Raw genomic sequence first — 26653 nt, forward strand, 5'->3', positions numbered from 1 at the left:
CCCGGGGACTAGTCGTCGGCGTGGGCGGACTCGGGACCATCTTCGTCCTCCCGGTGGCCTGCCTCGAGCATCGGCGTCCCGTCTGCCCTCGGCCCGAGCGTCGGGCCGTGGGGGCCGTCCTCGGGGTCGATGCGGCGACGCTTTCGGTAGTCGGTCGATCGCTCGACCGCCGGGCGGCCGATGGCCGACAGCATGTCGACGTACTCGTCGAACGTGCGGTACTCGCCGTACTGCCCGCCGGCGCGTTTCGTGATCTCCTCCGAGAGGATAGTCCCCATGAAGTCGTCGGCCCCGCAGTTGAGCAGTTTCAGCCCCTTCGCGTCGCCGAACTTCACCCACGACGACTGGACGTGGTCGACGTTGTCGAGGAAGAGTCGGGAGACGGCGATCATCAGCTCGTCTTCGTCGTCCGTGGCCCCGCCGTCGACGACGCCGTGTTCGTACAGCGGCGTCGTCTGGTGGATAAACGAGAGGGGGACGAACTCGGTGATGCCGCCCGTCCGGTCCTGCAGGTCGCGGACGACTTTCAGATGCTGGACGCGGTGCATCTCGTTTTCGACGTGGCCGTACATGATCGTCGCCGTCGTGTCGAGGCCGGCGGCCATCGCCCCCTCCATCGCGTCGATCCAGTCCTGCGTGCCGATCTTGCCGGGGCAGATGACGTCCCGCACCTCGTCGACGAGGATCTCTGCGGCCGTCCCGGGCGCGCTGTCGAGGCCTGCCCGCTTCAGTTCGCGGTAGACCGACTCGTAGGACCAGTCGGTGCCGCGCTTGGCGTGGTAGGCCTCCTCGGGCGTCATCGAGTGGAGGTGGACGTCGCCGACGCTCATCGCCTCCATCTGTTCGACGTAGGTGCCGGGGTCGGTCGTGTACGCCTCCGGCGGCTTGTAGTTCAGGTCTTTCTCGCCCGCCGCCGACTTCGCGCGGAGTATCTCGTGGTGCTCCTCGTTCAGCGCGAAGGCGGGGTGGAGCCCCGACACCGAACACACCTCGTAGATGCCGAGGTCGAGCGCGTCGTCGACGATCTCGCGGGACTCCGCGGGCGTCTTGGTGAACCCCGCGTGTTCCGCCTGATACGCTTCCTCGAACTGGTGGGCGGTGTCCTTGAAGTTACAGAAGAGACAGCCCGTGTCGCAGGCGGTGGTGACGTTGTTGTTCAGGTTGGCGACGAACGTCACCTCGTCGCCGACGACCTCGGCGCGGCGGCGGTCGGCGGCCTCCAGCACCCGCTCCTTCCGGTGCTGGTCGATCCCCTCCCGGTCGGTGCCGGTCGTGATGAGTTCGACGCCGTCGGCGACCGTCAGTCGCTCGCCTGCGCGGGCCTTCTCGAGTGCGTTCTCGAACGACTGGTCCGACTCCGGCACGTGCTCGAAGTCGAGGTCGAGGTCGGTCACGGACGGGTCGGTCATGGCCCCTACTGAGACGCCAATCGCTGAAAAATGGGTCGGTCCCGGAACCGACGGCTCACATCGTCACGGAGAGCAGCGTCGGTCCGACGACGACGAGCACCGCTCCGAACACGAGCGACGAGCGCAGCCACTGTCCTCTGACCGCCGTCGCCTGCTCCTCGTAGATCCGTCCACCGGCACGGGGTAAGACCAGATGTGCGAAGAACACGTAGACGAACAGGACGACGAGCGAGACGGAGAGCAGATGCGGGAACAGTTCGACCCGTTCCATCCGCACCAGGTCCGGGACGACCCCGCTCAGGAACACCAGGACCGCGGCGTAGAGACCACCCGCCACCATCCCCGTCCCGTGGTGGACGACGTTGGCCTCTACGAACCGCACTTCGTCCGGCGTGGTGCGACGGAGCACCGACGCCGCGATGTAGGCCGGAGTGAACCCCTCCGGCTGCCGACTCATCGGGACGACCATGGCGAGGGCGGCGGCGAGCCCCGCCACCGCACCCGCGGCTACCTGCGACAGAAACGAGAGTTGTGACAGCGCCACCTGCAGGAGGCCGCCCGGAGCCATTACACGGAACAGTCGGCGAGAGCGTATAAGCGTACGGGACTCTCGGTCGGCGTGGAACGTGACGGAGTGACACGGGTAGCCCGCTCCGAGACGCTCATGGGGGTTATCGTAGAACCTCGTCGTTGTGCTCCAGGAGCATCGAACCCTATAGATCGCCGGGCGTCTCTGAGCTTCCGGTTGGCTACGATAACCTCTATCAGTGACCGAGCAGTTCGGAGACCGCCGTCCACGAGACGTCGATGCGGGCGCCAGCCGAGCGAGCGGCGATCGCGCCGCAGGCGTTCGCGACCCCGAGCGCCTCGTCGTAGCCGTCGCCACGCACCCGACTGGCGAGAAATCCCGCCGCGAAGGCGTCGCCCGCGCCGGTCGTGTCGACCGTCTCGACGGCGAACCCCGGATGCGTGAACGTCTCCTCGCCCGCCCGCACCTCGGCCCCCCGCGGTCCGTGTTTCAGCACGATCGTCTCCGCCCCGTGTTCGGTACACTCGTCGAGGGCCGTCGCGGCCTCGCGGTCGTTGAGGAAGACGACGTCGGCGAGCGCGAGCGTCGACGAGTAGTCGCGCTGGCCGAGTCGACGCCCGGGGTCGAAACTGACCGTCACGCCCGCCTCGCTCGCTCGCTCGGCGAGTCGAGCGGCCGTCTCCGGGCGTTGGCTCGTCAGGTGGAGCACGTCCGCCTCCGAGAGCGTCGCGCCGGGGAGATGTCCCGACCGGAACGCCTCGTTGACGCCCGTCTGGCCGAGTACCATCACCTCGCCCGCGCCGTCGACGACGAGGTACTTGACCGCCGTCTTGCCGTCGGACACCGTCTGGAGGGGGTCGCAGTCGACGCCGGTCCCGGTCAGTTCGCGGCGGGCGGCCCGTCCGTGTTCGTCGTCGCCGACGCTTCCGAGCAACGCCACCGGCACCCGGAGGCCGGCGAGCGCGACGGCGACGTTGGCCGCGCTCCCACCACCCGCGCCGGTCTGGTGTTGGATCGCCGCCTCGCCGTCCACCTCCGGGAGACGGTCGACGCGGAGCGTGATGTCCCAGTTGACGTGACCGGCACAGATGACGCGGGGCATACCTCCCTCTCAGGAGCGGGGTGGTGGTAAATCCATCTCCGGGCGCGGTCGAAGCCTGCCAGCGCCGCGTCGGTCGCCCGTGTTCGCGTCGGTCCCTGTGCTCGCGTCGCTCAGGCGATCGAGAACAGCACGAGGTTGTGGACGCCGGGGCCGAGGCCGACGGCGGCGACGAGCCCGAGCAGGAGATAGCCCTCTGACGGCTCCTCGCGGACGTAGTCGGCCATCAGCACGACCACGCCGCCGGCGACGAGCAGTTTGACGAGGACGAACAGCCACGTCCCGCCGATATACTGCGCCGTCGGCAGCGCCTGCCCGAGTTCGACGATGAGTCGCGAGAGGGGCGTTCGCTCGCCGAACCCGAGGAGTTCGAGACCGACGGCCGTCGAGACGCCGTCGAGCGTGTGGCCGAACAGCGCGAGGACGCCCACGCTCCCGGTGACGGCGGCCTCGGGTCGGAGTCGACGGAGGGCGACCCACACGACGGCGGTGAGTACCACGGCGACGACCAGCGCGACGGTAGGCCACGTCACCGCAAGCGAGTCACGGGCCCGACCGGCGAGGACGGCCGCGCCGAGCGCCGGGACGAGCACGAGCACGCCGCTGGCGGCGAGGACGGTGGGAACTCGCGCGCCGTCGACGGCGGCGTCCGCGGCGACCCACACCGCACCGACGACGACCGCGACGGAGACGTAGACGCTCGGCGTCCCGGCCAGCGGGTCGACGAGCGGCGGCAACGCGCCGACGACGTGCAGGACGTGGAGCACCGACCCGACGGCCATCCACGGGGCGAGGGCGACGACGTGGGCCGCGGTCACCGTCGGTCGCCGTGCCCGGACTCCGAGGCCGACGCCGACGGCGGCGGCGAGGAGCACGAGCAGGTAGGAGAGCGGCGGCAGCGCGAACCCCTCCGGGAGGATCTGCATGGGAGAACGCGCGTCGCGTCGGGGTGAAAGCCTTACGGGACGGCGCGCGGGCGGTCGGCGAGACGCGACGGACCGGGGACTCTTTGACGACCCACCCCATCCGCACGAACATGAACAGAGCGGAGTTCGCCGCCAGCATCGACCACACCGTCCTCGGACCGGAGACGACGTTCGCCGACGTGAAGGCGGTGCTCGACGAGGCCGACGAGTACGGGATGAACGCCTGCATCCCGCCGTGTTACGTCGCCGAGGCCAGCGAGTACGCCCCCGACGTCACGCTCGCCACCGTCGTCGGCTTCCCGCACGGGCAGAACACGCCGAAGGCGAAACGCGAGGAGTCGGTCGACGCTTGGGAGGAGGGTGCCGACGAACTGGACGTCGTCATCAACGTCGGTCGTCTGAAGGCTGGCGACGACGACGCCGTCGCCGCCGAGATCGCCGAGATCGTCGCCGCCGTCCCCGTCCCGGTGAAGGTGATCATCGAGACGGCGCTACTGACCGACGACGAGAAACGCCGCGCCTGCGAGGCGGCCGAGGACGCCGACGCCGACATGGTGAAGACCTCGACCGGCTTCGCCGACGGCGGCGCGACGGTCGCAGACGTCGAACTGATGGCCGAGTACCTGCCCGTGAAGGCCAGCGGCGGCGTCGGCAGCTACGAGGAGGCGATGGCGATGTTCGACGTCGGTGCGGTGCGTATCGGCGCGTCGAGCGGCGTCGACATCGTCGAAGGCTACCCCGAGGAGTAGCGACTCACACGAAGGCGACGACGGAGTGGTCGTCCTCGTTCTCGTTCTCGTCGACGTTCGCGACCAGCAGGCCGTCGCCGCCGAGGCAGCCGGCGAGGCCGACCGTCGCGGACGTCCCGACCGCCGTGAGGAAGCGACGGCGGTTCAGATTCGTCGGAGCTCCAGTGCGACGTACTCGTACGGTCCGCGACTGCGCTCCACGCCGGCGTAGAGCGCCGTCCCGTCGGGGTCGACCGAGACGTGACCGACCGTCCCGCCGAGCGACCGCTCGGATCGCACTCGGTCGAACTGGAGGTCGAGCGGACCACTGTCGGGGTCGACGGTGCGCACCCCGTCGCCACCGACGTAGACGGCGTCGCCTCCGAGCGCCGGCGGCGAACTGCCGTGTCGGTAGACGCCACCGTGGTCGACCGACCACCGCCGCTCGCCCGTCTCCCGGTCGAGCGCCGTCGTCTCGGTCTTCTCGCTCGCGTAGACCGTCTCGTGCGTCGCGGTGAGTCCCCCCACGTTGCCGAGTTCTGCGGACCACGCGCGTCGACCCGCCGTGTCGAAGCCGTAGACGGCGAAGTCCCGACAGCTAACGGCGACGCGCTGTCCACTCACGGCGGGCGCCGTCTCGATGCCCGCGGGGACCGACGCTCGCCACTCGCCGCGCCCGCCGGTGGTGTCGAGCGCGTACACCTCGCCGGCGGCCGTCGTGGCGACCAGCAGTTCCCCCTCGCGTGCGAGTCCGGTGACGGCGCCGAACAGTCGACGCGACCACTCGGCCTCGCCCGTGTCGGCGTCGAGGCAGGAGACGTACTCGCCGCCGGCGACGTAGAGACGACCCCCGGCGAGCACCGGTGCCGCGTAGCTCTCGCTCTCCATCTCGAACTCCCACCACACCGACTGCTCGGCGATCGTGATCGCCCGGACTATCTCGTCGCCGCCGGTGACGTAGAGCGTGTACTCGTCTACGGCGGGGGTGACGGCGTCGCTCGGTCGGTCGGCGGCGTCGACGACGGCGTTCACCGACCACCGTCGCTCGCCGGTCTCGCGGTCCAACGCGAGGACGTCCGACGACACCGGGACGAAGACGGTCTCGCCGGAGACGACGGCCTGCGCCGACGCCGGGCCGACGTTCGTCCGCCACTTCTCCGTCAGCTCGTCCTCACCTGCTCCGTCGGCCTCGCCGGTCGTACAGCCGGCGAGTGCGACGCTCGCGGCGCTCCCGAGTCCGGCGAGCACCTGTCGTCTGGAGGGCATTTGCCGTCGCTTCCCCCGGAGGTGTAATCAGTCTTCAGGTGCCACTACTCCAGCGCGACCAGTCGACTCGGAGCGTCTTCGGCACCCATGTCGACGGCGAACGCCGCACCGTCGGCGACGGTGACGCCGCCACCGACCGACCCCGCGAACGGGTAGTGCCATCGTTTCCCGCCGAACCTGACGTCGTCGACGCCGAACCCTCCGTCGAGTCTGTAGGCGACGACGCCGTCCTCGCCGCCGAGATAGAGCGTGTCGCCAGCGGCGGCAGGTGGGACGCCGAAGTCGCCGTCGACCTCCCACTGGACGTCGCCGGAGCGTTCGTCGAGCACCGTCGCGTCGGCGAGGTCGGTCCCGCAGACTCGACCGCGGGCGACGACGAACGCCTCGTGTGCGACCGGCCCGTCCTCGGCGTGCCACCTCGTCCGACCGGCGTGCGCGCCGTCTCGGAGACGGAACACGCCGCCGCCGAACGTGCTGGCGAACACGTCGCCGCCGTCGTCGGTGGCGAGTGCCGTGATCTTTCCCGGGAGCTTCCGTCGCCACAGCCCTTCGCCGGCGTGGAGTGCGTAGACCTCGCCGCCCTCGGTTCCGGCGTAGACGACGCTGCCACGGGTCACGAGGCGTGAGACCCGGCCGTACACCTCGAACGTCCAGTTCGCTTCCTGCGTCTCGAGGTCGAGGTGGTGGACGACGCCGTCGTCGCTCGCGACGACGAGCGACGACCACCCACCGTCGCCCACGTAGTCGGGTATCGGTGGCACGTCGACGCCGGTCCGCTCGTCGCCCGTCTCGTAGCGCCAGCGTTGGCTCCCGTCCTCGGCGTCGAGCGCGAGGAGACCGCCGCCGCGACTCACACCGACGTAGACGGTGTCGCCGTCGACTGCCGGAGCGGTGTATCCCGGCGCGTCGGTGTTCTCGGTGGGTCCGCGGTTCCACCGTTCCTCGCCGCTCTCGACGTCGACAGCGTGGAGGTGTGTCTGCGTGGGGAGGTAGACCGTCCCGTCGGCGACGACGGGTCGACCGGTCGGCCACCCGACTTCGACGTTCCACCGTTCGGTCGGCTTCTCCGTCGGACCGACGGGTTTCGGGTTGTAACCGCTGGCCACCGTGTCGAAGTTCGCCATCGGCCAGTCGGTCGTCCCGTCACTGTCGGCGGCGGCCTCGGCGGTCTCGCTCTCACCGAGACAGCCCGCCGCGCTCCCGGCCGAGAGCGCGCCGACCGTCGTGAGAACCTGTCGTCTGGAGGGCATCTGCCGACGCTACCGACGCGTCGAGTAAATGTCTTGTCACACTCTCGCGTACGAGACCACCGCACGAGACGGCACAGACCGTCGTGCTTTTGGCCACGCGTCCGGAACTTTCGGTAACTGAATGGCCCGATACCACATCGAGACCTACGGCTGTACGTCGAACCGGGGTGAGAGCCGCCACATCGAGCAGGCGCTGCGGGACGGTGGACACCACCCCGCGGACGGGCCGGCGGACGCCGACGTGGCCATCCTCAACACCTGCACCGTCGTCGAGAAGACGGAGCGCAACATGCTCACCCGAGCGAAGGAGCTGGAGGAGGAGACGGCCGATCTCATCATCACCGGCTGTATGGCGCTGGCGCAGGGCGAGGAGTTCCGCGAGGCCGGCGTCGACGCCGACGTGCTCCACTGGGACGACGTCCCGCAGGCGGCGATGAACGGCGAGTGTCCGACCGTCACGCCCGACACCGAACCCGTCCTCGACGGGACTGTGGGGATTCTCCCCATCGCCCGCGGCTGTATGTCGAACTGCTCGTACTGCATCACCAAGTTCGCCACCGGCCGCATCGACTCTCCCTCGGTGGAGGAGAACGTCCGGAAGGCCCGCGCGCTCGTCCACGCCGGGGCGAAGGAACTCCGCATCACCGGCCAGGACACTGGCGTCTACGGCTGGGACGAGGGCGACCGGAAGCTTCCCGAACTGCTGGACCGCATCTGCGACATCGAGGGCGAGTTCCGGGTCCGTGTCGGGATGGCCAACCCCGGCGGCATCCACGGGATTCAGGAGGAACTCGTCGACGTCTTCGCCCGAAACGAGAAGCTCTACAACTTCATTCACCTCCCTGTACAGTCCGGCAGCGACGACGTGCTCGAAGACATGCGCCGCCAGCACCGCGTCGACAAGTTCCTCGACATCGTCGAGGTCTTCGACGAGCGACTCGACTACTGGACTCTGTCCACTGACTTCATCGTCGGCTTCCCCACCGAGACCGACGAAGACCACGCGATGTCGATGGCGCTCCTGAAGGAGGTCCGACCGGAGAAGATCAACGTCACACGGTTCTCGAAGCGCCCCGGCACCGACGCCGCCGACATGAAGGGGCTCGGCGGGACGATCAAGAAGGAACGCTCGAAGGAGATGAGCGAAGCCAAGATGGAGATCGTCGCCGACGCCTACGAGTCGATGGTCGGCACCACCCAGAAAGTGCTCGTCGTCGAGGAGGGGACCGGTGACTCCGTGAAGTGTCGTGACAGCGCCTACCGACAGATCATCGTCCAGAACGCGTCGGAACACGGCGTCGAACCCGGCGACTTCCTCGAGGTCGAGGTGACGAGCCACCAGACCGTCTATGCCTTCGGAACCCCAGTGTAACCCTACCGCGCTCGCTCTTCTCTTCGGCCCGTCGCGTTCCTCGACTCCGCACGCTCGGGTTCGACACCGTCCGGGAGGACGGTCCGGATCGCCTGCAGGAGTTCGTCTTTCAACACCGGTTCGACGAGTTCGACCACCCGGTCCTGCGTCGCGAACGACTGTCGGTGACTGGTGACGTGGACGACGCCGGCGGCCGTCGATCCGGCTTCCAGTCGGTCGAGGAGGTCGGTCCGACCGTCGAGGAGGCGATGGTGGTGACAGAGGACGACGTCGGCCCGCTCGAGTTGCTCTCCGGAGAGGTGGGCGATCTCGGAGACGCGCTCGACCGTGTACCCCTCCGAGAGCCACCCGGAGAAGCGGACGTTCGTCGGGACGGCGGCGTCGACGACGAGCACCGTCGGTACGGCGTCGGCCGCACCCGTCCACGCCGCCAGCTCCGCCGCGATCTGTTGCAGTTCGTACCCCCGCTCTACGAGGTCGTACTCGACGTGCGGCGGCGACTCGCTGTGGACCGTTCGCTCGACGAGTCCCGTCTCGGTGAGTTCGCGCAGACGGTCCGTGAGCACCTTCGGCGTCACACCCAACTGCCGCTTCAACTCGTTGAACCGAAAGGGACCGTCCCGCTGGAGTTGCGTGAGGACCTCGAGAGACCACTTGCGTGCGAGTATATCTGCGACTTCACGGACGTCTTCACGCTCGGCGTCCGTCGTCAGGGCGGACGGCGGTGGTCCACTCTCGGGGTCGATTGCCATGTCAGAACCAACGACGACTGCGGGGTTAGTAATGCTCGACGTAAGGTTCCGTTCACACTGTTGCACCGTCGCAACAACAGTTGCAGCGTCTGAGGCCTCCGTTTTCGCGGGTCGGCGTCACTCGGTGACAGCCGTCTCAGCGGCAACGTTTTGCCGACGCCGAGGGTATGAGGTGTGATGAACGCGTCCCCGAAGCGACTCCTCCGGGACACACTCCAGACCCTCCTGCTCGTCGCGCTCCTCGCGGGACTCCTGTTCGCGGCGAGCGGCGTCTGGCCGCCGATGGTCGCCGTCGAGAGCGGGAGTATGGAACCCAACATGGAGCGCGGCGACCTCGTCGTCGTCACGGCACCGGACCGATGGACGGCGACGGCGACCGCCCGCGACAGCGGCGTCGTCACGGCCGACCGAGCGGGCGGCTACGAGCGGTTCGGCGCTCCCGGTGACGTCGTCGTCTACGTCGTCCCCGACCGTCGGGGCTCTCCGATCATCCACCGTGCTCACTTCTACGTCGAGGCGGGCGAAGACTGGTACGTCCGGGCCGACCCCGAGTCGCTCCCCGCCGGCGTCGACGACTGCGCTCGACTCCTGCACTGCCCCGCCCCGCACAGCGGCTACGTGACGAAGGGGGACGCCAACGCCCACTACGACCAGGCGAACGGCATCGCACCGCCCATCAGGGAAGAGTGGGTCGTCTCCAAAGGCCGGCTCCGCGTGCCGCTGCTCGGGTGGCTTCGACTCCTCTCCGCCGCCGTCGTCTGAATCTCAGCGCCGAGAACGGGCACAAACTACTAATTATTCGTCAACGTATCGATATCTATGTCGGGAGACGGCCGTCCGTCGCTGGTTCGAGAGCTCTTCCGTCCGCTCGCCGTCTTCGCAGTGCTGGGTGTGGTTCTCGTCGGTGTGACCGGGGTGTGGCCGCCGATGGTCGCCGTCGAGAGCGGGAGCATGGGACCGCACATCGAGAAAGGAGACCTCGTCGTCGTCACCGAACCCAGCCGCTGGACGGCGACCGCGACGAGCGACTCCGGCGTCGTCACCGCTCGGCAGGCGGACGGCTACCGGCGGTTCGGCGGTCCCGGCGACGTGATCGTCTTCGATACCCCCGAGTGGGAGGGGTCGCCCATCATCCACCGAGCGCAGTTCCACGTCGAGGCGGGCGAGAACTGGTACGTCCGGGCCGACCCCGAGGCGCTCCCCGCCAGTGTCGACGACTGCACCGAACTCCTGAACTGTCCGGCCCCACACGCGGGCTACATCACGAAGGGCGACGCCAACCCGCACTACGACCAGGCACACGACCGGGTCGCCCCCGTCCGCACCCGGTGGATCCGGTCGAAAGGGGGGATCAGAGTCCCCGAACTCGGCTGGGTACGACTGTTTCTGAGCGGGAAGGCGACGTTCCCGTCGTCACTGGCGTCGTCGGCGTGACGTCGTCGCTCTCGGGTTTAGTGTGAGGCGGTGACAACTCTTATCTCCCTCACCCGAGTGCGACCCGTATGGACGTTTTCGTCGGTCGTCTGATGTCGTCTCCCGTCCGGACCGTCACGCGAACTACACCGATCCAGGAGGCCGCGACGCTGATGCTCGACAACGGCATCGGTTCGGTCGTCGTCGTCGACAACGTCGGTCACCTCGACGGCATCCTGACGGCGACGGACTTCGTCACGCTCGCCGCGGACGGCCAACCGGCCGAGGAGACGGAGGTCCACGAGTACATGTCGACAGACGTGGTCACGACCACGGCGAACGACACCATCACGGACGTCGCGGAGACGATGCTCGACCGCGGTTTCCACCACGTCCCGGTCGTCGACGAGACAGAGGGCGTCGTCGGCATCATCACCACGACCGACTTCACGGCCTACCTCTCGGAGACGAACCTCGGTAACGACGTCCAATAGGTATCGCAGAAACGCATCGGGTTGCTCCGTGAAAACCGAACCCTGCGATTCGTCGGGGAGCTCTGGTCTGCCGGCCGGCTACGACAACCCTACGAACAGCCGTCGACACGGCCGTAACGGTCCCGCCATCCGAACGATCTCCGAAAATTGTCAATTTCTTCGAACTGTCGGTGTCGACACTCGTCGTCCGACCGAGAACGGCGACCGGTCAGCGGTTCTCGCCGGTCGGCCGCTCGACGGGTGACTCCTCGACGCCGAAGCTCGCGAGTCGGTCGGTCTCTTCGTCCTCCTTCCACTCGCCCAGTTCCTTCGGATCGACGTGGACGAACACGTCGTCGACGGCGTCCAGTTCTCGAATCGACTCGATGACGTCCGTCTCGATGCGGTGGGCCTCCAGCAGCGTCAGTTCGCCCTCGACCTCGATGTGGAGGCTGACGTCGATCTCCGGGCCGACGTAGTGAGCGATGACGTCGTGTGCACCTCTGACGTCCGGATGCGACAGCGCCCGCTGGACGATCTCGGCGCGGAGCTCTTCGGGCGGGGCGGCTCCCACGAGGTAGCTGACGTTGTCGCGGACGATCTCGACGCCGGTGTAGAGGATGCCGAAGGAGACGACGCCGGCCGCAAGCGGGTCGAGGACCGGGTAGCCCAGTCCCGCGCCGACGACGCCCACCAGCGCGGCGGCCGCGGTCAGGATGTCGTTGCGGTTGTCGAGTGCGGTTGCGACGACGGCCGGCGAGTACTGTTCCTGGCCGACCGCGAGACAGTACCGATACAGCAGGTACTTCGCGAGGGCACCGAAGACGAGCACGCCCACCGCGAGGAGGCTTCCGCCGCCGGTGTAGCTCCCCGCGAGCACCGTCGTCACCGACTGCCAGAGCACCGCGCCGCCCACCGCGAACACGCCGACCGCGATGAACAGCGACACGAACGGTTCGATGCGTTCGTGGCCGTGGGGGTGTTCGAAGTCAGGCGGCTGGGTGGTGAGGTAGAGTCCGGCGAGGACGACGAGACTGTAGACCGTGTCGGTGAAGCTGTTGATCGCCTCCGATTGGACGGCGAGGCTCCCGGTCGCGAGCCACGTCGCGCCCTTCACCGCGACGAGCAGCGCGTTGACCGCGAGGACGACCAGTCCGACACGCCTCACCGCCGTCTTCCGGTCCATCTGGTTCCGAGTTGGACCGGGGGAGCAAAAGACGCTTCGGGGTCGGTTCGACGTCACTGAGTGCTTCGCCGTCGACGAGTCGACGCGCCGCCGGTCAGTCGAAGCGGACGGCGTCCGTCTCCCCGGTCGTCGTCGCTCCCGGCAGCCCGGCGAAGGCGTCGTGGAGTCGGTCGTAGCTGTCCTCCAGCGCCTCGACGATGACCTTCGTGTCGCCGACGACGGGCATGAAGTTGGTGTCGCCGTCGAACCGGGGGACGACGTGCGTGTGGAGGTGGTCGTCGATGGAACCGCCGGCCGCGTCGCCGCCGAGGTTCTCGCCCGCGTTGAACCCCGCAGGGTCCATCGCCTCGCGCAGCGCGTCGAGCGTTCGTCCCTTCAGACGGGCGTGGTCGAGCAGTTCCTCGTCGGAGAGGTCGCCGAACTCCCCGGTGTGTCGGCGCGGGATCACCATCGCGTGACCCGGGTTGTAGGGGTAGTTGTTCAGGAGGACGAAACTGTGCTCGCTGCGGGCGACGATGCGCGACTCCCGGTCGTCGGTGCGATCAGGTAACACACAGAACGGACATCCCTCGAGGGCGTCCTCGTCGTCGCGTTCGACCCACTCGATTCGCCACGGGGCGAAGATCTGATCCATGGGGTCTCCACTCACAGCGGCCGTTTCAACCTGTCCAATACGGCGGAGTATCCGGCTTATGCCCCTGCTAAGCGCCCCTCTCGACGACGAGAGGACCTGTGGGACGTTCCTAAAGACTCTCGACGCTTCTGAGAGCGTTTCTCCGACTCGACCCGACGCCGTCTTGCGATGAACGGTTGAAATCATGCGGGACGGAGGTTTCCCTTTATTCGGTCTCCGCGAGTCCCACAGAATGCTATGGCAACGCAACCATCCGACCTTGACGGAGTCACAGAATCATGCTCGGAATGCGCACGTGAGACGCTCCACGAGGTCAGGGTGGAGCTCCGAACAGAGAGCTCGAAGCCGGAGAACGCGGAGTTCTCCCGTGAGCCGTATCGCGTGGCGACCTGCATGGAATGTCAGACCGAGACGATCCAGCGGATGAACAACGCCTGAGCGTTCACCCGCATCGTACTTCTTCAGCGACGACCGCAGTAACGCGGTCGACGCGTCATCCGTGACGGAGACTTACTCCGTCGTTATCTCACACCCGTCCTCAGTGACGATGACGGTGTGTTCCGCCTGGCTGACGAGTCGGCCGTTCTCTTCTTTGAGTACCGGATAGCCGCGGACGACGCCCGCCTGCTTGAGTCGTCGGAGTGCCATCTCCGCGCGCGGTGAGTCGACCCACCGGGAGGCGAACGGGAGACCGTCGAACTCGCTGGTGATCTGATCGAGCACCTGTCGCGCCCCGCGGTTGCGGACCGACCGCTCCTGTTGGAGCTCGAAGATCTCCTCTTTCGACCCCTCGGTCACCTTCCCGCGACCGTCGGTCGCGAACGGTTCGATGGCGACGACGTCGCCGACCTCCAGTTCGGTGCCGCGGTCGACGCCGCGGTTCGGGATGCTCGGGCCGGTGTGGGCGTCGTACTGCTGGACGCCGTGTCCCGAGAGGTTGAGCACGGGCGTGTAGCCGTAGCCGCGGATGACGTCTTCGATCTCGGCGCCGACGGTGCCGGTGTCGACGCCGGCGGCGACGACGTCGAGTGCGGCCTCCAGCGCCTGCTCTGCGGCCTCGACGAGTTCGTCGTTGCCGGAGAAGTCGATGGTCGTCGCCGCGTCGGCGATGTAGCCGTCGACGTGGACGCCGAGGTCGAGACAGACCATGTCGTCCTCGCCGAACTCGACGTCGTCGTCGCGTCCGGGGGTCGCGTGGGAGGCCTCCTCGTCGATGCTGATGTTGGCGGGGAACGCACAGCCGTCGGCGAGTTCCTCGATGCGCGACTCGGCGTACTCGGCCACTTCGAGGTGCGTGACGCCGGGTTCGACCATCTCGGCGGCCTCGTCCATCACCGTCCGCAGGACGTCGCCCGCCTGGCGATGCTTGTCGACCGTCTCGTCGTCGAGGGGTCCGATGCTCATGGCACCAGTTACCGTCGAAGCGGGCAAAGAGGTTCCGGCATCGAACCCGTCGAGTCCCGGGGTTTCTGTCCGCCACGCTCCCGACAGGTTTCCGGCGACGACCCCTCTCAGCGGTCGACTTCGCCCATGATGGTGTCGAGGCTCCCGAGCGAGGCGATGAGGTCGGGGACGTAGCCGCCCTCCGCCATCTCGGGGAGCGCCTGGAGGTTCGAGAACGACGGGCCGCGGATCTTGAACCGTCCGGGTTTGTCGGTGCCGTCCGAGCGGATGTAGATGCCGAGTTCGCCCTTGGCGGCCTCGACGGCACGGTAGACCTCGGTGTCGTCGTCGGGTTTGAGCGTTCGGGGAACGTTCGACTGGATCGTCCGGTCCGCCTCGGGCCACTCTTCCAGCAGGTCGGCGCACTGCTCGACGATCTTCCCGGACTCCTCGATCTCGCGGAGGCGGACGAGCAGGCGGGCGTAGTTGTCACAGCCGTCTTCGACCGCGACGTCCCAGTCGAGTCGGTCGTAGTAGCCGTAGGGGTCGTCCCGGCGGAGGTCGTAGTCGATGCCGGATCCACGGGCCACGGGGCCGGTACAGCCGTAGCTCTTTGCGACCTCCGGCGGCAAGACGCCCGTGTCGACCGTGCGGGCCTGCAGTAGCTCGTTGTTCGACAGCAGGTCGTGGTACTCCTCCAGTCGGCGCGGGAGTTCGTCGGTGAACCGTCGGACCTTGTCGAGAAACTCCTCGCGGGGTTCGGGGAGGTCCCAGACGACGCCGCCGAGGCGGAAGTAGTTGAACATCAGTCGCTGGCCGGTGAGATTCTCGAGGACGTCCTGTACTCGCTCGCGGTCGGTGATGGCGTACATGAACGTCGCGGTGAAGTCGCCGACGATGTCGAGCGCGTAGGCACCGACCGCGAGGAAGTGCGCGAGGATCCGGCTCAACTCGGCGCTCATCGTCCGGATCACTTGTGCGTACTCGGGCACCTCGACGTCCGCGAGCGTCTCGGCCGTCCGTGCGTAGGCCCACTCGTTGAGCAGGCCCGCACCGCTCCAGTCCCAGCGGTCGGGGTACGGCATGATCTGGTGGCGGTAGGTTCCCTGCTGACACATCTGCTCTTCGCAGCGGTGGATGTAGCCGATGTCCGGATCGAGGTCGACGACCTGCTCGCCGTCGAGCGTCACTTCGACGTGGAGCACGCCGTGGGTCGCCGGGTGGTGCGGCCCGACGTTGAGGAACATCGTCTCGCCGCCGTCGCCCTCCTGGTCCGGTTCGATGGGGTTGGCGTTCTCCCGATACGGGACGACCTGCGGGCGGTCCTGCTCGTAGTCCAGCGAGAGCGGGTGGCCCTGCCACGTCTCCGGGAGGAGGATGCGCCGGAGGTCCGGATGGTCCTCGTACTCGATGCCGACGAGGTCGTACGCCTCCCGCTCGTGCCAGTCGGCCGTTCGGAACACCCGCGCTGCGGACTGACTCACGGGGTCGTCCCTGCTCGTCGGGACGACGACGCTCACCTCCCGCGTGGGGTCGTCGTACTGCTTCAGGTGGTAGATTGTCTCGTAGCGGTCCTCGTACTCCTGGGCCGTCACACACGAGAGGTGGTCGAACCCCGCCTCGTCGCGGAGCGCGAAGAGCACGTCTTGTACCTCGTCCGGTCGGACCACGTAGCCGGGAGCGTGCAGGTGGTCGTCGCGGGCGAGCACGCGGTCCCCGAGGAGGACCGAGAGGTCGTCTGCGGCGGCTGCGTCTGTCTCGAGTGGATGCTGTGAACGGGCCATGGTGCTTCGGGCGCTCGGTGTCGCGCCACGTGACGGTTCGCAGTAGACCCCGGTGGGCGTTCTGCCGCACGAGTGAGACTATTTTTAAGCTCCGGGTGATACGTCGGGGCGATGAGATCTCTGCGTCTCCGTCTCGAACTCGGCGCAGCCACGACCCACCCGATGCACGAGTTCGTCTGTCGACGCGACGACTTCACCCGGACCCGACTGCTCCACTGGAACCCCGACGTCGAGCGGACGACGTCGATGATCTTCCACGTCGAGGGCGACGACCCGGAGGCCTACGACGCCGCGCTCGACGACGTCGCGGCGATCGAGGAGTACCGGCTCTCCGTTCGGGACGGCGGGTCGTTCTACGTCTACGTCCGCGAGGAGCAGGCGGCGGCGGACGCGCAGTTGATGAGCGTGTTCAGCGGCGGGGACCTCGTCGTCGTCCCGCCCATCGAGTACCGGAGCGACCGCTCGATGGTGTTCAGTCTCGTGGGGACGACGGAGGCGGTGCAGTCGGCGGTCGAAGAGACGCCCGACGAGATCGGCGTCGACGTCCTCCGGGTCGCCGACTACGACGCCGGAGCCGTCGACCCGATGCTCCGGCTCACGCCGAGACAGCGGGAGGCAGTCACCGCCGCCGTCGACGCCGGTTACTACGGGGCGACGCGGGACGGGTCCGTGGCGGACGTCGCCGAGACACTCGACTGCTCGACGGCGACGGCAGCGGAACATCTCAGGAAGGCGGAGGCGGAGATCGTGTCGCGAGCGGTCGAGCGACGGCTGTGAGGCCCGCTCGAACTACTCTCGGGCGACGCTCGTCTGCATCCCGTCGCTGTTGAACGCGCTCCCCGCCCCGCCCTCGCCGTCGAGGACGATGACGCCGGCCGACGACCCCGTCAACTCGCCGAACTCGTCGATGGCGGTCTCGGCGGCCCGCTGGGCGCTCATCCCGGCCTCGAGGTGGCGGACCGCACGCCGCGAGAGCGTCACCTTCGCGATGTCCTCGCCCGCACCCGTCGCCGACGCGGCCCCGGCGGGGGCGGCGTAGAACCCCGACCCGATCTGCGGGACGTCGCCGACGCGGCCGGCGAGTGCGAACCAGCGGCCGCCGGTGGAGGTGGCCGCAGCGAACTGTTCTCTGTCGAAGGCGACTGCGCCGACCGTATCGTGGTCTGAGAAGTCGGCAGAGTCGGTGATCGTTCCGGAGTCGTCGCCGCTCACATCTGCCGTCGGGTCGCTCGTCGACCCGCCGAACCGTGAGTCGAGCCACTGGAGGTGTTCTCGGGGACTGCCCTGCGGCGGGTCGGCGTCTTCCCACCGCGTGCGGGTGTCGTCGGTGAAGAGATCGACGTCGGTGTCGACGCCGAAGTCGGCGGCGAGGTCGACGGCGTGCTCACCCGCGACGAAGACGTGTGGCGTCTCCTCGGCGACGACGCGGGCAACGGAGACGGCGTGTTCGACGCCGGCCATCCCGGCGACGGCCCCGGCCTCGCGGTCGGAAGTCATCACGCCCGCGTCGGTGCGGACGACGCCGTCGGACTGGACGGCACCGCCGACACCGGCGTTGAAGCGGACGTCCGATTCGAGCATCTGTACCGCGGCTTCGACCGCGTCGAGTGGTGTCGACTCGGCCGCGCCCGTCTCGGCCGCCTCGTCGAGCACTGCCTGTCGGGGGTCGGGGGCGTCGGGGACGCCGCCCGCGCCGCCGTGGACGATGACGTGCACGTCTCGAGCGTGGCGGGTCCGCGACATGGACGTGTCGGTTCGTCTGTTCCGGTGGTGGTTCACGTGTTGGTTGCTGTACCCACCTGGCGGTCTATGCCCACATGTGTCGGTACCGGCGAAAGCAATCGGCCAGAAATAATTTCTTGACGAACAGAAAATCAAAACCCGGAATATGCCCGAGACGAATACGAGTCTGACTCGACGTTCGGTACTCGCTGCCGCTGCCCTGAGCGCCCTCGGTAGTTCGACCGCCGTCGCGCGGTTGCAGTCCTCGGGGGACGCTACTCCCACCGCGTCCGTCGCCGACGGCGAACTGACGCGGGACGACGCTGGCTGGCCACAGCCGGACTACGACAACGGACACACCACCTACAGCGGGACGGCGGCCCCCACGACCGACATCTCCGTCGCGTGGGAGCGAGACGACGCCGACCGCCCGTTCCTCGTCGCCGACGGACGCCTCTACTACAGCGTCGACGGCGACGAGACGGCGACGGTCCACGCCGTCGATGCGGCGGACGGCTCCGACCTGTGGACGACGGCGGTCGGGAGCGAAGCGTACGCGGGGTCGCGGGCGCTCGGCCGCTCCGCCGGAGCGGTCGTCGACGGGACGGTCTTTTTCTGTACCTACGGTCGGACCGTCGCGCTCGACGCCGAGGACGGGTCCGAGCGCTGGTCGGCCGACACCGGCGGGATGTCGCTCGTGGTGACTGCAGACTCGGTCGTCGTCGGCAACACCAACGGCGGTCTCACCGTCCTCTCTCGCGAGGATGCGAGCGTCCGGTGGCGTCGCGATCTCGACGTCACGCTCCAGTTCGCGGTCGTCGACGGCGCGATCTACGTCTCGACCGACGGCTCCGACGAGTCGCTGGTCGTCGCCCTCCGGGTCGACGACGGGTCGGAGCTGTGGAGCCGTTCGTTCGAGTCCGACTACGGGTTCGTCGCCGCGACCGACGACCAGGTGTACTACTGGCGGGCCAACGAGTTCTCCACCCTCGACGCCGACACCGGCGAGACGCTGTGGACGAAGGAGGGTGGACGCCTCGACTACGGCGAGGTCGAGAACGTCGCGCTGCACGCGGTCGGCGAGGGCGTCGTCTACGCGACCGTCGACGAGGAGTTCGGCGCGTACGACGCCGAGACGGGCGAAGCGCAGTGGACGGAAGACTCGTCGCCGAGTACGTCGGGGCCGACCGTCGCCGGCGACGTCATGTACTCCACGACGTACAACGGGGTCGACGAGACGGAGTCGCTGGTCGTCCGTTCGCTCGACGGCGACGTCGTCGCAGAACACGGCGTCGAAGGCGTCAGTGGCGAGGTGATCCCGACGGCGGACGCGTTGTACGTCACGACGCGGGACGACCGACTGCTCGCACTCCGCGGGTCGAGCGAAGACGGGAGCGACGGAGCGGGAGACGACGAGGAGACCGAGGACGGAAGCGACGGTGACGGGGAAACTGGCGGTGGCGGCGGAGAGAGCGAGGACGACGGCGACGAGGATGGCGAAACCGAAGAATCGGACGAGTCGGACGGTCCCGACGGCGACGACGACTGTTGAGGATCGGTCTCGCTCGTCGACCGTCCGAACGTCGTGTGAACACACGCTGCTTCGGACAATTATTGCCCGTCGCGCGGGAGAACGGCAGGCCTTTTACACCGCGTCGAAAATCACTTATCGTTCATGAGCTACGACAAGGTCGAGGTCCCCGAAGAGGGGCAGCAGATCACCGTCGACGAGGAGACGAACGAACTCGACGTCCCCGAGAACCCGATCATCCCGATCATCCACGGCGACGGGATCGGAACCGACGTCGGCCCCGCCGCGCAGAAAGTCCTCGAAGCCGCCGCCGACGCGACCGGCCGCTCCATCTCCTGGATGCGCGTCTACGCCGGCGAGTCCGCCCGCGACAAGTACGACGAGAACCTGCCGGACGACACCGTCGAGGCGATCAAGGAGTTCAACGTCGCCATCAAGGGTCCGCTCACGACGCCGGTCGGCGCAGGCTTCCGCTCGCTGAACGTCGCACTCCGTCAGAAACTCGACCTGTACGCGAACGTCCGCCCGACCTACCACATCGACGGCGTCCCGTCGCCGGTCAAATCGCCCGAGAAGATGGACATGGTCACGTTCCGTGAGAACACCGAAGACGTCTACGCCGGCATCGAGTGGGAGGCCGGCACCGACGAGGTCCAGCAGGTCAAGGAGTTCGTCGAAGACGAGATGGGTCAGGACGACGTCATGCACGACGGCCCCATCGGCATCGGCATCAAGCCGATCACGGAGTTCGGGACGAAGCGTCTCGTCCGCGAGGCCATCGACTACGCCATCGAGAACGACCGTCCGACCGTCACCCTCGTCCACAAGGGCAACATCATGAAGTTCACCGAGGGTGCCTTCCGTGACTGGGGCTACGAGGTCGCAGAGGAGGAGTACGAGGAGACGATCACCGAGGACGAACTCTGGGACGAGCACGACGGCGAGCGCCCCGAGGACAAGATCGTCGTCAAGGACCGCATCGCGGACAACATGCTCCAGCAGCTCCTGACGCGGACCGACGAGTACGACGTCATCGCGACGATGAACCTCAACGGCGACTACATGTCCGACGCCGCGGGTGCGCAGATCGGTGGGCTCGGCATCGCTCCCGGTGCCAACTTCGGTACCGCCCGCTGTCTCGCCGAGCCGGTCCACGGCAGCGCCCCGAAGTACGCCGGTCAGGACAAGGTCAACCCGACCGCGATGATCCTCTCGGGCCGTCTGATGCTCGAGTACATGGGCTGGAAGGACGCCGGTCAGCTCGTGAAAGACGCCGTCGAGGAGACGATCTCCTCGGGCGAGGTCACCTACGACCTCCACCGTCAGATCGAAGGCGGCAACAAACTCGCCACCAGCGAGTTCGCCGACAAGGTCGTCGAGAATATTGAAAAACTGGCGTAAGCCAGTTTTTCCACCTTCGCGGCGCAGCCGCGAAGACATCGAAAAGCTCGCTTAGGCGAGCTTTTCGAGCACCGGAAATCTTCGATTTCTGGGAACATCGAGAAGCTCTCGTAGAGAGCTCCTCTAACTCGCGCGGTGTAACACGCGCGGACAGAACGTCTCTGCTGTTTCTCTCTTTCGTCTCGAAGCCGACGCCCGCTCCCGTTCAGAACTCGCCGGCGACGACGTTCGCCAGTCGCTCGCGATCGAACAGCTGCTCGTCGGCCGGGATCTCGGGGTAGGGTTCGCCGCGGACGTAGCCCGGCCACTCGCCGAACTGCTCGGGGTAGAGCTGCTTCGCGCCCATCTCCAGTTGGAACAGGTTCATGATCGGCCCCTGATAGCGCATGCCGGCGGCGTAGACGCGGTCGTTCTGCACCGCCGAGAGTTCGCTCCCGACGGGGTGGTTCCGTAGCTGTTCGCGGACGCCGTCGACGTAGTAGCCCGGCGAGACGCCCCAGAGGTGGAGGATCACGTCGGGGTCGGCCTCCAGCATCGTCTCGTAGTCGACGGTCCCCCACAGCGACGGCCACTCCTCCTCGGCGAACGCGTCGGTCGCGCCGAGCGGGCGGGTGTCGGCCAGCCAGTAGCCGGGCTCGTTGAGGTGGTACGTGTAGAACTGTTCTTGCCCCATCGTCACACGGACCGCCGTCGGGCGCTTCTCTTTCGGCGGCAGGTCGCTCTCGATGGTCGAGATCGTCTCCGCGTGAATCGCTTTCAGCGCCTCGTAGCGCGCCTGTTCCCGGAACACTTCGGCGACCTTCCCGAACACGTCCCACAGGGAGTAGAACTGGTAGCTCTCGCGGTAGCCTTTCGGGACACCGCCGTTCGTCCCGCTGTAGAAGTTGCCGAACCACGGCCCGACGGTCGAGGCGACCTCGTCGAGGTCCGACTCGTCCCACCCGTCCTGTGTGGAGACGTACGCCGGGTCGACGAAGTGGACGTCGCTGTCGAGACTGTACAGCTGCTCCTTGTTCATCCCCTCGGCGAGCGGGTCCGGGAGTCCCTCCCAGTCGAAGGAGACGCCGTCGAGGCGGTCGTAGTAGGTGTTCATCGTCGTCCCGGACATCTCGGGGACGTAGACGGCGTTCACCGCGTCGCCGTGACCGAGGGCGACGGCCATGTCGGCGTACTGCGGGAAGATTACGAACGCGCTCTCGGGGACGCCGTCGAACTCGACGTTCCCCATCGGCGACATCGACACCGAGTGAGGCGACTGCGTGTCGCTCTCGCTCGTCGACCCCTCCGTCGCGGCGGTTGCGCTCGACGAGTTTCCGGTCGTCGATGCGGTGTCTCGGTCGCCACCGAGACAGCCGGCGAGTACACCGCCGGCGACGACCGCACTGCCACCCTTCAGATAGTCGCGTCGCGTCGTCGTCTCGACTTCGTCCTCGTTCATGAGTTTAGGCTCGCCTAAATCCACAAAGCGGTTCCGATGTTTTGGCGAGCCAACAACAGACGTCGACCGTCGATTGCCGACTACCGGTGCGAGTTGCGCGGGCGTAGACGGCGCTACTCCTGCCAGTCGGGGCTCGTCCGTGGGGGGCTGAAGACGTCGATACCCTTCACCGGGACGTCGCCGCGGTTCTCGGCGCCGTGGGATTCGTCGCTCGGGATGACGTAGGAGTCGCCGGGGACGACGACGACCTCCTCGCCGTCGTCGCCGACGAGGAAGGTGAGTTCGCCCTCGACGATGTACCCCGTCTGCTCGTGATGGTGGCTGTGTACCGGCACCTCCTCGTCGGGACCGATCTCGAAGTGCTGGACGCTCATCTCGTCGCCGACGGCGAGTTGGGCGAGGTGGACCCTCGGGACGGCCTCCGTCGGTTCGACCGAGTCGAGTGGGACTCGTTCCATACCACGGTGTTCCGTCCCACGGGGTAATCAGCGTATCTCTCGTCACTGTGCCACTCCGATACGAGCTATCTTATGTTGTACAAAACGACTGTTTCATTGCCTTTATCTTCTGCATAATAAACAAGTCCCGGGTCGTGGGAGGAGTATGCACGAACGGGCTTCGACGCAGCCAGTCTCGCGACGAACGGTGCTGAAGACGCTCTCGGCGGCCGCCGCGGTCGGCGGCCCGGCCGGCGTCGTCGGGGCGGCCTCCGACGGCGAGGAACACGAACTCGTCGTCGAGGGGACCGGTCCCGTCGTCCGCTTCGAGTTCGAGGCGACGAGCGAGGTGTACGGGAGCGACCTCGAGTCGACCGACACGATCTACGGCTACGCGGTCGAGGGGCAGGTCTCGACGCTCGACGACGTCTATCGGTTCACCGGCGACCTCGAGTCGTTCACCATCACGATGGGAAGCGCCGACGACGTGCGGGTGACGCTCGACGGCGAGGAACTCCCGACGGCGGGTGACGGGACCACCGTCGCGGACGACGAAGTCGCCATCGAGGAGTTGGAGACGCACGTGCTGGAAGTCCGCGGCACCGGCCCGGTGACACGCTTCGACCTCGCGGTCAGCGGGTCGGTCTGGGGGTCCGACCTCGAAGACACCGACACCGTCCGTCTCCACTCGGTCTCCGGACAGGTCTCGACGCTGGACGACGTCTACGAGTACACCGGCCGGATCAACTCCTTCGAGGTCACCGACGGGAGCGCGGACGACCTGGTACTCGTCCACGACGGGGTGGAGACGACGGCGGCCGAACTCGACGGCTGACCCGGGCTCACCGTCCGTCCGTTCAGACGACGGGTCGACGGCCGAGCACCGCGTTGAGAACGCCACCGAGGAGCATGACGATGGCACCGAAGTAGAGCCAGGTGATGAAGAGGAGTATCGCCCCGAGGAGGCCGTAGGCCTGGTACTTTCCGGCCTGCTGGGTGTAGAAGAGGAACGTCACCTGCAACAGGATCAACCCCACGGCAGTGAAGACGGTCCCGGGGAGCACCTCCCGAACTGACACCGGAACCGGCGGCAACACGTAGTAGAAGGGGAGAAACACCAGCGCGAGCGTCGCGAGGAGCAGTAGCGTCCCGACGAGTCGCTGGTAGCCGAACGGCAGTTGGACGTACGTCACCGCGACACTCATCGCGACGGTCAACGCGACCGCGAGGACGACCAGCCCCATCACGACCAATCCGTCGCGGATCTGTTCGAGCAGCGACGGCGAGGTGTGCTCGCTGTAGATCTCCGAGAAGGCGACCGAGAGCCCCCGAAACACCTTGAGGCCGCTCCAGAGCGTGACCAGCAGACTGACCACACTCGCACCCGCTCGGCCCGTGCTGCCGGAGAGCGCCCGTCGAAGTACCTCCTGACCGCTCTGTGAGAGCACCGACTGGACTCGCTGGAGCAGGGCGTCGACGACTGCCTCGCCACCGAAGTAGGTGCTCAAGGCGAGTGCGAGGATGAGAAGCGGGACGAACGACGCCAACGCGTAGTGGGCGACGCCCGCGGCCATGAACGTCACGTCTCGTTCTCTCACGACTCGAATCACCGACCGAACAGTCTCAGTCGCACTCACACTGTCTCACTCCGTAGTCGTTCGTCCATCACCTCAAAGAGCGTTGTTGCCGAGAATCCGAGGGGTCTCCGTCGTCGCTGTCCGGGGATTCAAACGGGATGAGGACGAACGTCGACGTATGTACGCGGTCGTCGGCTGTAACAACTGCAGCAACCTCTGGCTCCTCTCCGACGCGGACGCCGCGCAGACGGCGAACTGCTCTCGCTGCGGAAAGACCCACCAGACGAAGAGGCTCCGTCGGTTCTTCGAATCCGAGAATCACGCCGAGGCGCGGCAGGCACGCGCCGCCATCCTCGCCGGGAAACGGGGCGACAACGAGGCGTTCCAGAAGATCGACACCGTCGCCGAGATGGAACGGCAGTTGGACGACGCCGGCATCGACGACCGGGCGTATCTCGAACGGTCGGGGTTCGACGCCGACGAGATCGACGAGATAACGGCCGCCGGCGACGTCTCGGGGTCCGCCTCGCGGAGTCGACGCGACGTCGTCGCAGACGCGCTCCGCGATCAGGACCGACCGACCGAGGAGGACGTCGTCGAGTACGCGGCCGAACACGGCGTCCCGGCCGACGCTGCCCGGGAACTCCTCGAAAAACTTCGACGACGGGGGGAGGTTAGCGAGAGTCGCGGCCGCTACCGACTGCTCTGAACGGGTCGGTTCAGAGCACGCCGAGCAGTCTCAGCGCCGTCAGCAGCGACACGAGCGTCCCGAGTGCGACCTTCAGCACTCGCAACCATCGGTAGGCGAGCGAGTCGGCCAGGTCGTCGGACGCCTCTGGGCAGTCACAGGACATGGGTGTGGGTACGCCCGCCGGTACTCGCCGACGAGCGCATTTTACGGTTTTACGTGTCAGGAATTAAAATCGAGCCTCGCGTGTGCGGTGAAAGTGAAACTGTAGCGCGCGAACGGGAACCGTGCGGCAGTGCCGCTGGACCCGACGATACCGAGGGTGCAGCCTACGAAGTCGTCGCCGACCGGCAGTGAAAGTGACCCCGGTTCGAGCGTCGCTACCGACCCAGACTCTCGTGGGCGCTGGAGAGATGTCGCGACCCGAGGGCGGCGAGCAGCGACAGTTCGCCGGCGAGTGCGCCGACGGCGACGCACTCGGCGAGCGCGTCCGCGTTCGCCCCGGCGGGGTCGCCGCCGCCGCGGACGCCGACGACGTCCAGCCCTTCGGCCTGCGTCGGCAGTTTCGTCCCACCGCCGACGGTGCCGACTTCGAGGCTGGCGAGCGAGACAGAGACGTACAAGTCGTCGTCTTTGATTTCCGCCGTCGTGATGGCGTTGGACCCCTCGACGACCTGCGCGGCGTCCTGCCCGGTCGCGAGGAACATCGCGGCGACGACGTTGGCGACGTGGGCGTTGAACCCTAAGCTCCCTGCCTTCGCGCTGCCGACGAGGTTCTTCCGGGTGTTGATCTCGGCGATCGCCTCGGGCGTCGTGTGGAGACGGTCTTCGACGACCTCGCGCGGGATCAGCACGTCGGCGGTCACGCTGCGGCCGCGGCCCTCGACGGCGTTGACCGCGGCGGGTTTCTTGTCCGAACAGAGGTTCCCCGAGAGCGCGACGAGGCTGGCTGCCGTCTCCGCCTCGACGACGTCGGCGGCCGCGCGGGTGGCGATGGTCGCCATGTTCATCCCCATCGCGTCTTTCGTGTCGTAGCGAAACCGGAGGTAGACGTTGTCGCCGACGACGTACGGCGTCACGTCGAGCAGTTCGCCGTGGTTCGTCGTCTCCTCGGCCGCCTCTCTCAACTGCGCTTCGTTGTCACGGACCCACGAGACCAGCGCCTCGGCCTCGGCGACGTCGGCGACGCGGAACACCGGCGCGCGGGTCATTCCGGACTTGGTGACGCGAGCGGTCGCTCCGCCTGCGGCGTCGATCACCGAACAGCCGCGGTTGACGCTCGCGAGGAGTGCGCCCTCGGTCGTCGCCAGCGGGAGGTACGTCTCGCCGGAGCGGGCCGCGCCGTCGACGCTGACCGGGCCGACGACGCCCATCGGGATCTGCGCCGCGCCGACCATGTTCTCGATGGCGTGGTCGGCGTCTTCGGCGGGGAAGCTGTAGTCACCGACGGTGTCGAGGCTGGCACCGGACTGCTCCTCGACGAGGAGGCGTCGGGCCGCCGCCGCCGTGTCGGCGTCGGCGTGCTCTTCGAGTTCGTGGAAGCGGAGGTCGCCGCTCTCGACCTTCGCTGCGAGGTCTGCCGGGTCGCTCATACCGAGTCGTCGTCGCGGCGGTCGCTAAGGACTGTCGGTTCTGTGGCCTCTTCCCGAACCTCT

28 protein-coding genes are annotated in these 26653 nt (G+C 67.5%); 11 read left to right on the forward strand and 17 right to left on the reverse strand.

Going from position 1 to position 26653, the window contains the following annotated elements; translation table 11 throughout:
* Nucleotides 1-8: 8 nt before the first annotated feature.
* From cofH to EOHIBHHM_RS11770, 4 genes are all read right to left on the reverse strand, one after another.
* Nucleotides 9-1409, reverse strand: coding sequence for a 7,8-didemethyl-8-hydroxy-5-deazariboflavin synthase subunit CofH (gene cofH / locus EOHIBHHM_RS11755; protein ID WP_497250771.1), 1401 nt, complete (start codon nucleotides 1407-1409; stop codon nucleotides 9-11).
* Between the two features lie 55 nt (nucleotides 1410-1464).
* Entirely contained in the window at nucleotides 1465-1977 is a 513-nt protein-coding gene (locus EOHIBHHM_RS11760) for a hypothetical protein (RefSeq protein WP_497250773.1), read from the reverse strand.
* A 196-nt stretch (nucleotides 1978-2173) separates the two neighbouring features.
* Complete coding sequence (locus EOHIBHHM_RS11765) at nucleotides 2174-3040, reverse strand: ATP-dependent ribose-1-phosphate kinase (RefSeq protein ID WP_497250775.1); 867 nt, start codon at nucleotides 3038-3040, stop codon at nucleotides 2174-2176.
* A gap of 110 nt (nucleotides 3041-3150) precedes the next feature.
* Nucleotides 3151-3963, reverse strand: a complete 813-nt coding sequence (locus tag EOHIBHHM_RS11770) for a DUF63 family protein (RefSeq protein ID WP_497250777.1) — start codon at nucleotides 3961-3963, stop codon at nucleotides 3151-3153.
* Between the two features lie 110 nt (nucleotides 3964-4073).
* Between EOHIBHHM_RS11770 and deoC the strand changes: the two genes are divergently transcribed.
* Nucleotides 4074-4712, forward strand: a complete 639-nt coding sequence (gene deoC, locus EOHIBHHM_RS11775; protein ID WP_497256987.1) for a deoxyribose-phosphate aldolase — start codon at nucleotides 4074-4076, stop codon at nucleotides 4710-4712.
* 144 nt (nucleotides 4713-4856) lie between these two features.
* On the opposite strand, the gene EOHIBHHM_RS11780 is transcribed toward deoC, so the two are convergent.
* Nucleotides 4857-5957 (reverse strand): PQQ-binding-like beta-propeller repeat protein, encoded by a 1101-nt coding sequence (locus tag EOHIBHHM_RS11780; RefSeq protein ID WP_497250779.1) that lies wholly within the window; start codon nucleotides 5955-5957, stop codon nucleotides 4857-4859.
* A gap of 44 nt (nucleotides 5958-6001) precedes the next feature.
* Entirely contained in the window at nucleotides 6002-7207 is a 1206-nt protein-coding gene (locus EOHIBHHM_RS11785; RefSeq protein WP_497250781.1) for an outer membrane protein assembly factor BamB family protein, read from the reverse strand.
* 121 nt (nucleotides 7208-7328) lie between these two features.
* Here EOHIBHHM_RS11785 and EOHIBHHM_RS11790 point away from each other — a divergent pair, with 121 nt between their 5' ends.
* Nucleotides 7329-8579 carry a tRNA (N(6)-L-threonylcarbamoyladenosine(37)-C(2))-methylthiotransferase gene (locus tag EOHIBHHM_RS11790; RefSeq protein ID WP_497250783.1) on the forward strand — a complete coding sequence of 417 codons (1251 nt, stop codon included), beginning with the start codon at nucleotides 7329-7331 and terminating at the stop codon, nucleotides 8577-8579.
* 2 nt (nucleotides 8580-8581) lie between these two features.
* On the opposite strand, the gene EOHIBHHM_RS11795 is transcribed toward EOHIBHHM_RS11790, so the two are convergent.
* Nucleotides 8582-9331: a winged helix-turn-helix transcriptional regulator gene (locus EOHIBHHM_RS11795; RefSeq protein ID WP_497250785.1), complete on the reverse strand. Its 750-nt coding sequence runs from the start codon at nucleotides 9329-9331 to the stop codon at nucleotides 8582-8584.
* A 177-nt stretch (nucleotides 9332-9508) separates the two neighbouring features.
* Here EOHIBHHM_RS11795 and EOHIBHHM_RS11800 point away from each other — a divergent pair, with 177 nt between their 5' ends.
* From EOHIBHHM_RS11800 to EOHIBHHM_RS11810, 3 genes are all read left to right on the forward strand, one after another.
* Nucleotides 9509-10093: a S26 family signal peptidase gene (locus EOHIBHHM_RS11800; protein ID WP_497250787.1), complete on the forward strand. Its 585-nt coding sequence runs from the start codon at nucleotides 9509-9511 to the stop codon at nucleotides 10091-10093.
* Nucleotides 10094-10150: 57 nt separating this feature from the next.
* Nucleotides 10151-10765 carry a S26 family signal peptidase gene (locus EOHIBHHM_RS11805; RefSeq protein WP_497250789.1) on the forward strand — a complete coding sequence of 205 codons (615 nt, stop codon included), beginning with the start codon at nucleotides 10151-10153 and terminating at the stop codon, nucleotides 10763-10765.
* 68 nt (nucleotides 10766-10833) lie between these two features.
* The gene (locus EOHIBHHM_RS11810; protein WP_497250791.1) at nucleotides 10834-11238 is read left to right on the forward strand and encodes a CBS domain-containing protein; all 405 of its coding nucleotides are present in this window, start codon (nucleotides 10834-10836) and stop codon (nucleotides 11236-11238) included.
* A gap of 208 nt (nucleotides 11239-11446) precedes the next feature.
* On the opposite strand, the gene EOHIBHHM_RS11815 is transcribed toward EOHIBHHM_RS11810, so the two are convergent.
* Both EOHIBHHM_RS11815 and EOHIBHHM_RS11820 read right to left on the reverse strand, forming a co-directional pair.
* The gene (locus EOHIBHHM_RS11815) at nucleotides 11447-12403 is read right to left on the reverse strand and encodes a cation diffusion facilitator family transporter (protein ID WP_497250793.1); all 957 of its coding nucleotides are present in this window, start codon (nucleotides 12401-12403) and stop codon (nucleotides 11447-11449) included.
* 94 nt (nucleotides 12404-12497) lie between these two features.
* The gene (locus tag EOHIBHHM_RS11820; RefSeq protein WP_497250795.1) at nucleotides 12498-13037 is read right to left on the reverse strand and encodes an HIT family protein; all 540 of its coding nucleotides are present in this window, start codon (nucleotides 13035-13037) and stop codon (nucleotides 12498-12500) included.
* 237 nt (nucleotides 13038-13274) lie between these two features.
* Between EOHIBHHM_RS11820 and EOHIBHHM_RS11825 the strand changes: the two genes are divergently transcribed.
* Complete coding sequence (locus EOHIBHHM_RS11825; protein WP_089820784.1) at nucleotides 13275-13475, forward strand: DUF7835 family putative zinc beta-ribbon protein; 201 nt, start codon at nucleotides 13275-13277, stop codon at nucleotides 13473-13475.
* Between the two features lie 72 nt (nucleotides 13476-13547).
* Here the strand turns inward: EOHIBHHM_RS11825 and map are convergent, their stop codons facing one another.
* Nucleotides 13548-14441, reverse strand: a complete 894-nt coding sequence (gene map / locus EOHIBHHM_RS11830; protein WP_497250797.1) for a type II methionyl aminopeptidase — start codon at nucleotides 14439-14441, stop codon at nucleotides 13548-13550.
* A gap of 107 nt (nucleotides 14442-14548) precedes the next feature.
* On the reverse strand, nucleotides 14549-16204 hold the full coding sequence (locus tag EOHIBHHM_RS11835) for an NADH-quinone oxidoreductase subunit D (RefSeq protein ID WP_497250799.1): 1656 nt from the start codon (nucleotides 16202-16204) through the stop codon (nucleotides 14549-14551).
* 111 nt (nucleotides 16205-16315) lie between these two features.
* Between EOHIBHHM_RS11835 and EOHIBHHM_RS11840 the strand changes: the two genes are divergently transcribed.
* A complete protein-coding gene (locus tag EOHIBHHM_RS11840; RefSeq protein ID WP_497250801.1) occupies nucleotides 16316-16981 on the forward strand; it encodes a helix-turn-helix domain-containing protein in 666 nt (221 codons plus the stop codon).
* 12 nt (nucleotides 16982-16993) lie between these two features.
* On the opposite strand, the gene EOHIBHHM_RS11845 is transcribed toward EOHIBHHM_RS11840, so the two are convergent.
* The gene (locus tag EOHIBHHM_RS11845) at nucleotides 16994-17920 is read right to left on the reverse strand and encodes an isoaspartyl peptidase/L-asparaginase (protein WP_497250803.1); all 927 of its coding nucleotides are present in this window, start codon (nucleotides 17918-17920) and stop codon (nucleotides 16994-16996) included.
* Nucleotides 17921-18092: 172 nt separating this feature from the next.
* Between EOHIBHHM_RS11845 and EOHIBHHM_RS11850 the strand changes: the two genes are divergently transcribed.
* Both EOHIBHHM_RS11850 and icd read left to right on the forward strand, forming a co-directional pair.
* Nucleotides 18093-19478, forward strand: a complete 1386-nt coding sequence (locus tag EOHIBHHM_RS11850; RefSeq protein ID WP_497250805.1) for an outer membrane protein assembly factor BamB family protein — start codon at nucleotides 18093-18095, stop codon at nucleotides 19476-19478.
* A gap of 123 nt (nucleotides 19479-19601) precedes the next feature.
* On the forward strand, nucleotides 19602-20858 hold the full coding sequence (gene icd, locus EOHIBHHM_RS11855) for an isocitrate dehydrogenase (NADP(+)) (RefSeq protein ID WP_497250807.1): 1257 nt from the start codon (nucleotides 19602-19604) through the stop codon (nucleotides 20856-20858).
* 205 nt (nucleotides 20859-21063) lie between these two features.
* Here the strand turns inward: icd and EOHIBHHM_RS11860 are convergent, their stop codons facing one another.
* Entirely contained in the window at nucleotides 21064-22296 is a 1233-nt protein-coding gene (locus EOHIBHHM_RS11860) for an ABC transporter substrate-binding protein (protein WP_497250809.1), read from the reverse strand.
* A 113-nt stretch (nucleotides 22297-22409) separates the two neighbouring features.
* A complete protein-coding gene (locus tag EOHIBHHM_RS11865; RefSeq protein ID WP_497250811.1) occupies nucleotides 22410-22754 on the reverse strand; it encodes a cupin domain-containing protein in 345 nt (114 codons plus the stop codon).
* Nucleotides 22755-22899: 145 nt separating this feature from the next.
* Here EOHIBHHM_RS11865 and EOHIBHHM_RS11870 point away from each other — a divergent pair, with 145 nt between their 5' ends.
* The gene (locus tag EOHIBHHM_RS11870; RefSeq protein WP_497250813.1) at nucleotides 22900-23568 is read left to right on the forward strand and encodes a hypothetical protein; all 669 of its coding nucleotides are present in this window, start codon (nucleotides 22900-22902) and stop codon (nucleotides 23566-23568) included.
* A gap of 22 nt (nucleotides 23569-23590) precedes the next feature.
* Here the strand turns inward: EOHIBHHM_RS11870 and EOHIBHHM_RS11875 are convergent, their stop codons facing one another.
* A complete protein-coding gene (locus tag EOHIBHHM_RS11875) occupies nucleotides 23591-24331 on the reverse strand; it encodes a YihY/virulence factor BrkB family protein (protein ID WP_497250815.1) in 741 nt (246 codons plus the stop codon).
* Between the two features lie 157 nt (nucleotides 24332-24488).
* Here EOHIBHHM_RS11875 and EOHIBHHM_RS11880 point away from each other — a divergent pair, with 157 nt between their 5' ends.
* The gene (locus EOHIBHHM_RS11880; RefSeq protein ID WP_497250817.1) at nucleotides 24489-25019 is read left to right on the forward strand and encodes a DUF5817 family protein; all 531 of its coding nucleotides are present in this window, start codon (nucleotides 24489-24491) and stop codon (nucleotides 25017-25019) included.
* 10 nt (nucleotides 25020-25029) lie between these two features.
* Here the strand turns inward: EOHIBHHM_RS11880 and EOHIBHHM_RS11885 are convergent, their stop codons facing one another.
* The gene (locus tag EOHIBHHM_RS11885; RefSeq protein ID WP_497250819.1) at nucleotides 25030-25164 is read right to left on the reverse strand and encodes a hypothetical protein; all 135 of its coding nucleotides are present in this window, start codon (nucleotides 25162-25164) and stop codon (nucleotides 25030-25032) included.
* A 214-nt stretch (nucleotides 25165-25378) separates the two neighbouring features.
* Nucleotides 25379-26590 (reverse strand): hydroxymethylglutaryl-CoA reductase (NADPH), encoded by a 1212-nt coding sequence (gene hmgA, locus EOHIBHHM_RS11890; RefSeq protein ID WP_497250821.1) that lies wholly within the window; start codon nucleotides 26588-26590, stop codon nucleotides 25379-25381.
* Between the last annotated feature and the right edge of the window lie 63 nt (nucleotides 26591-26653).

Source organism: Halogranum roseipondis (assembly GCF_059695585.1).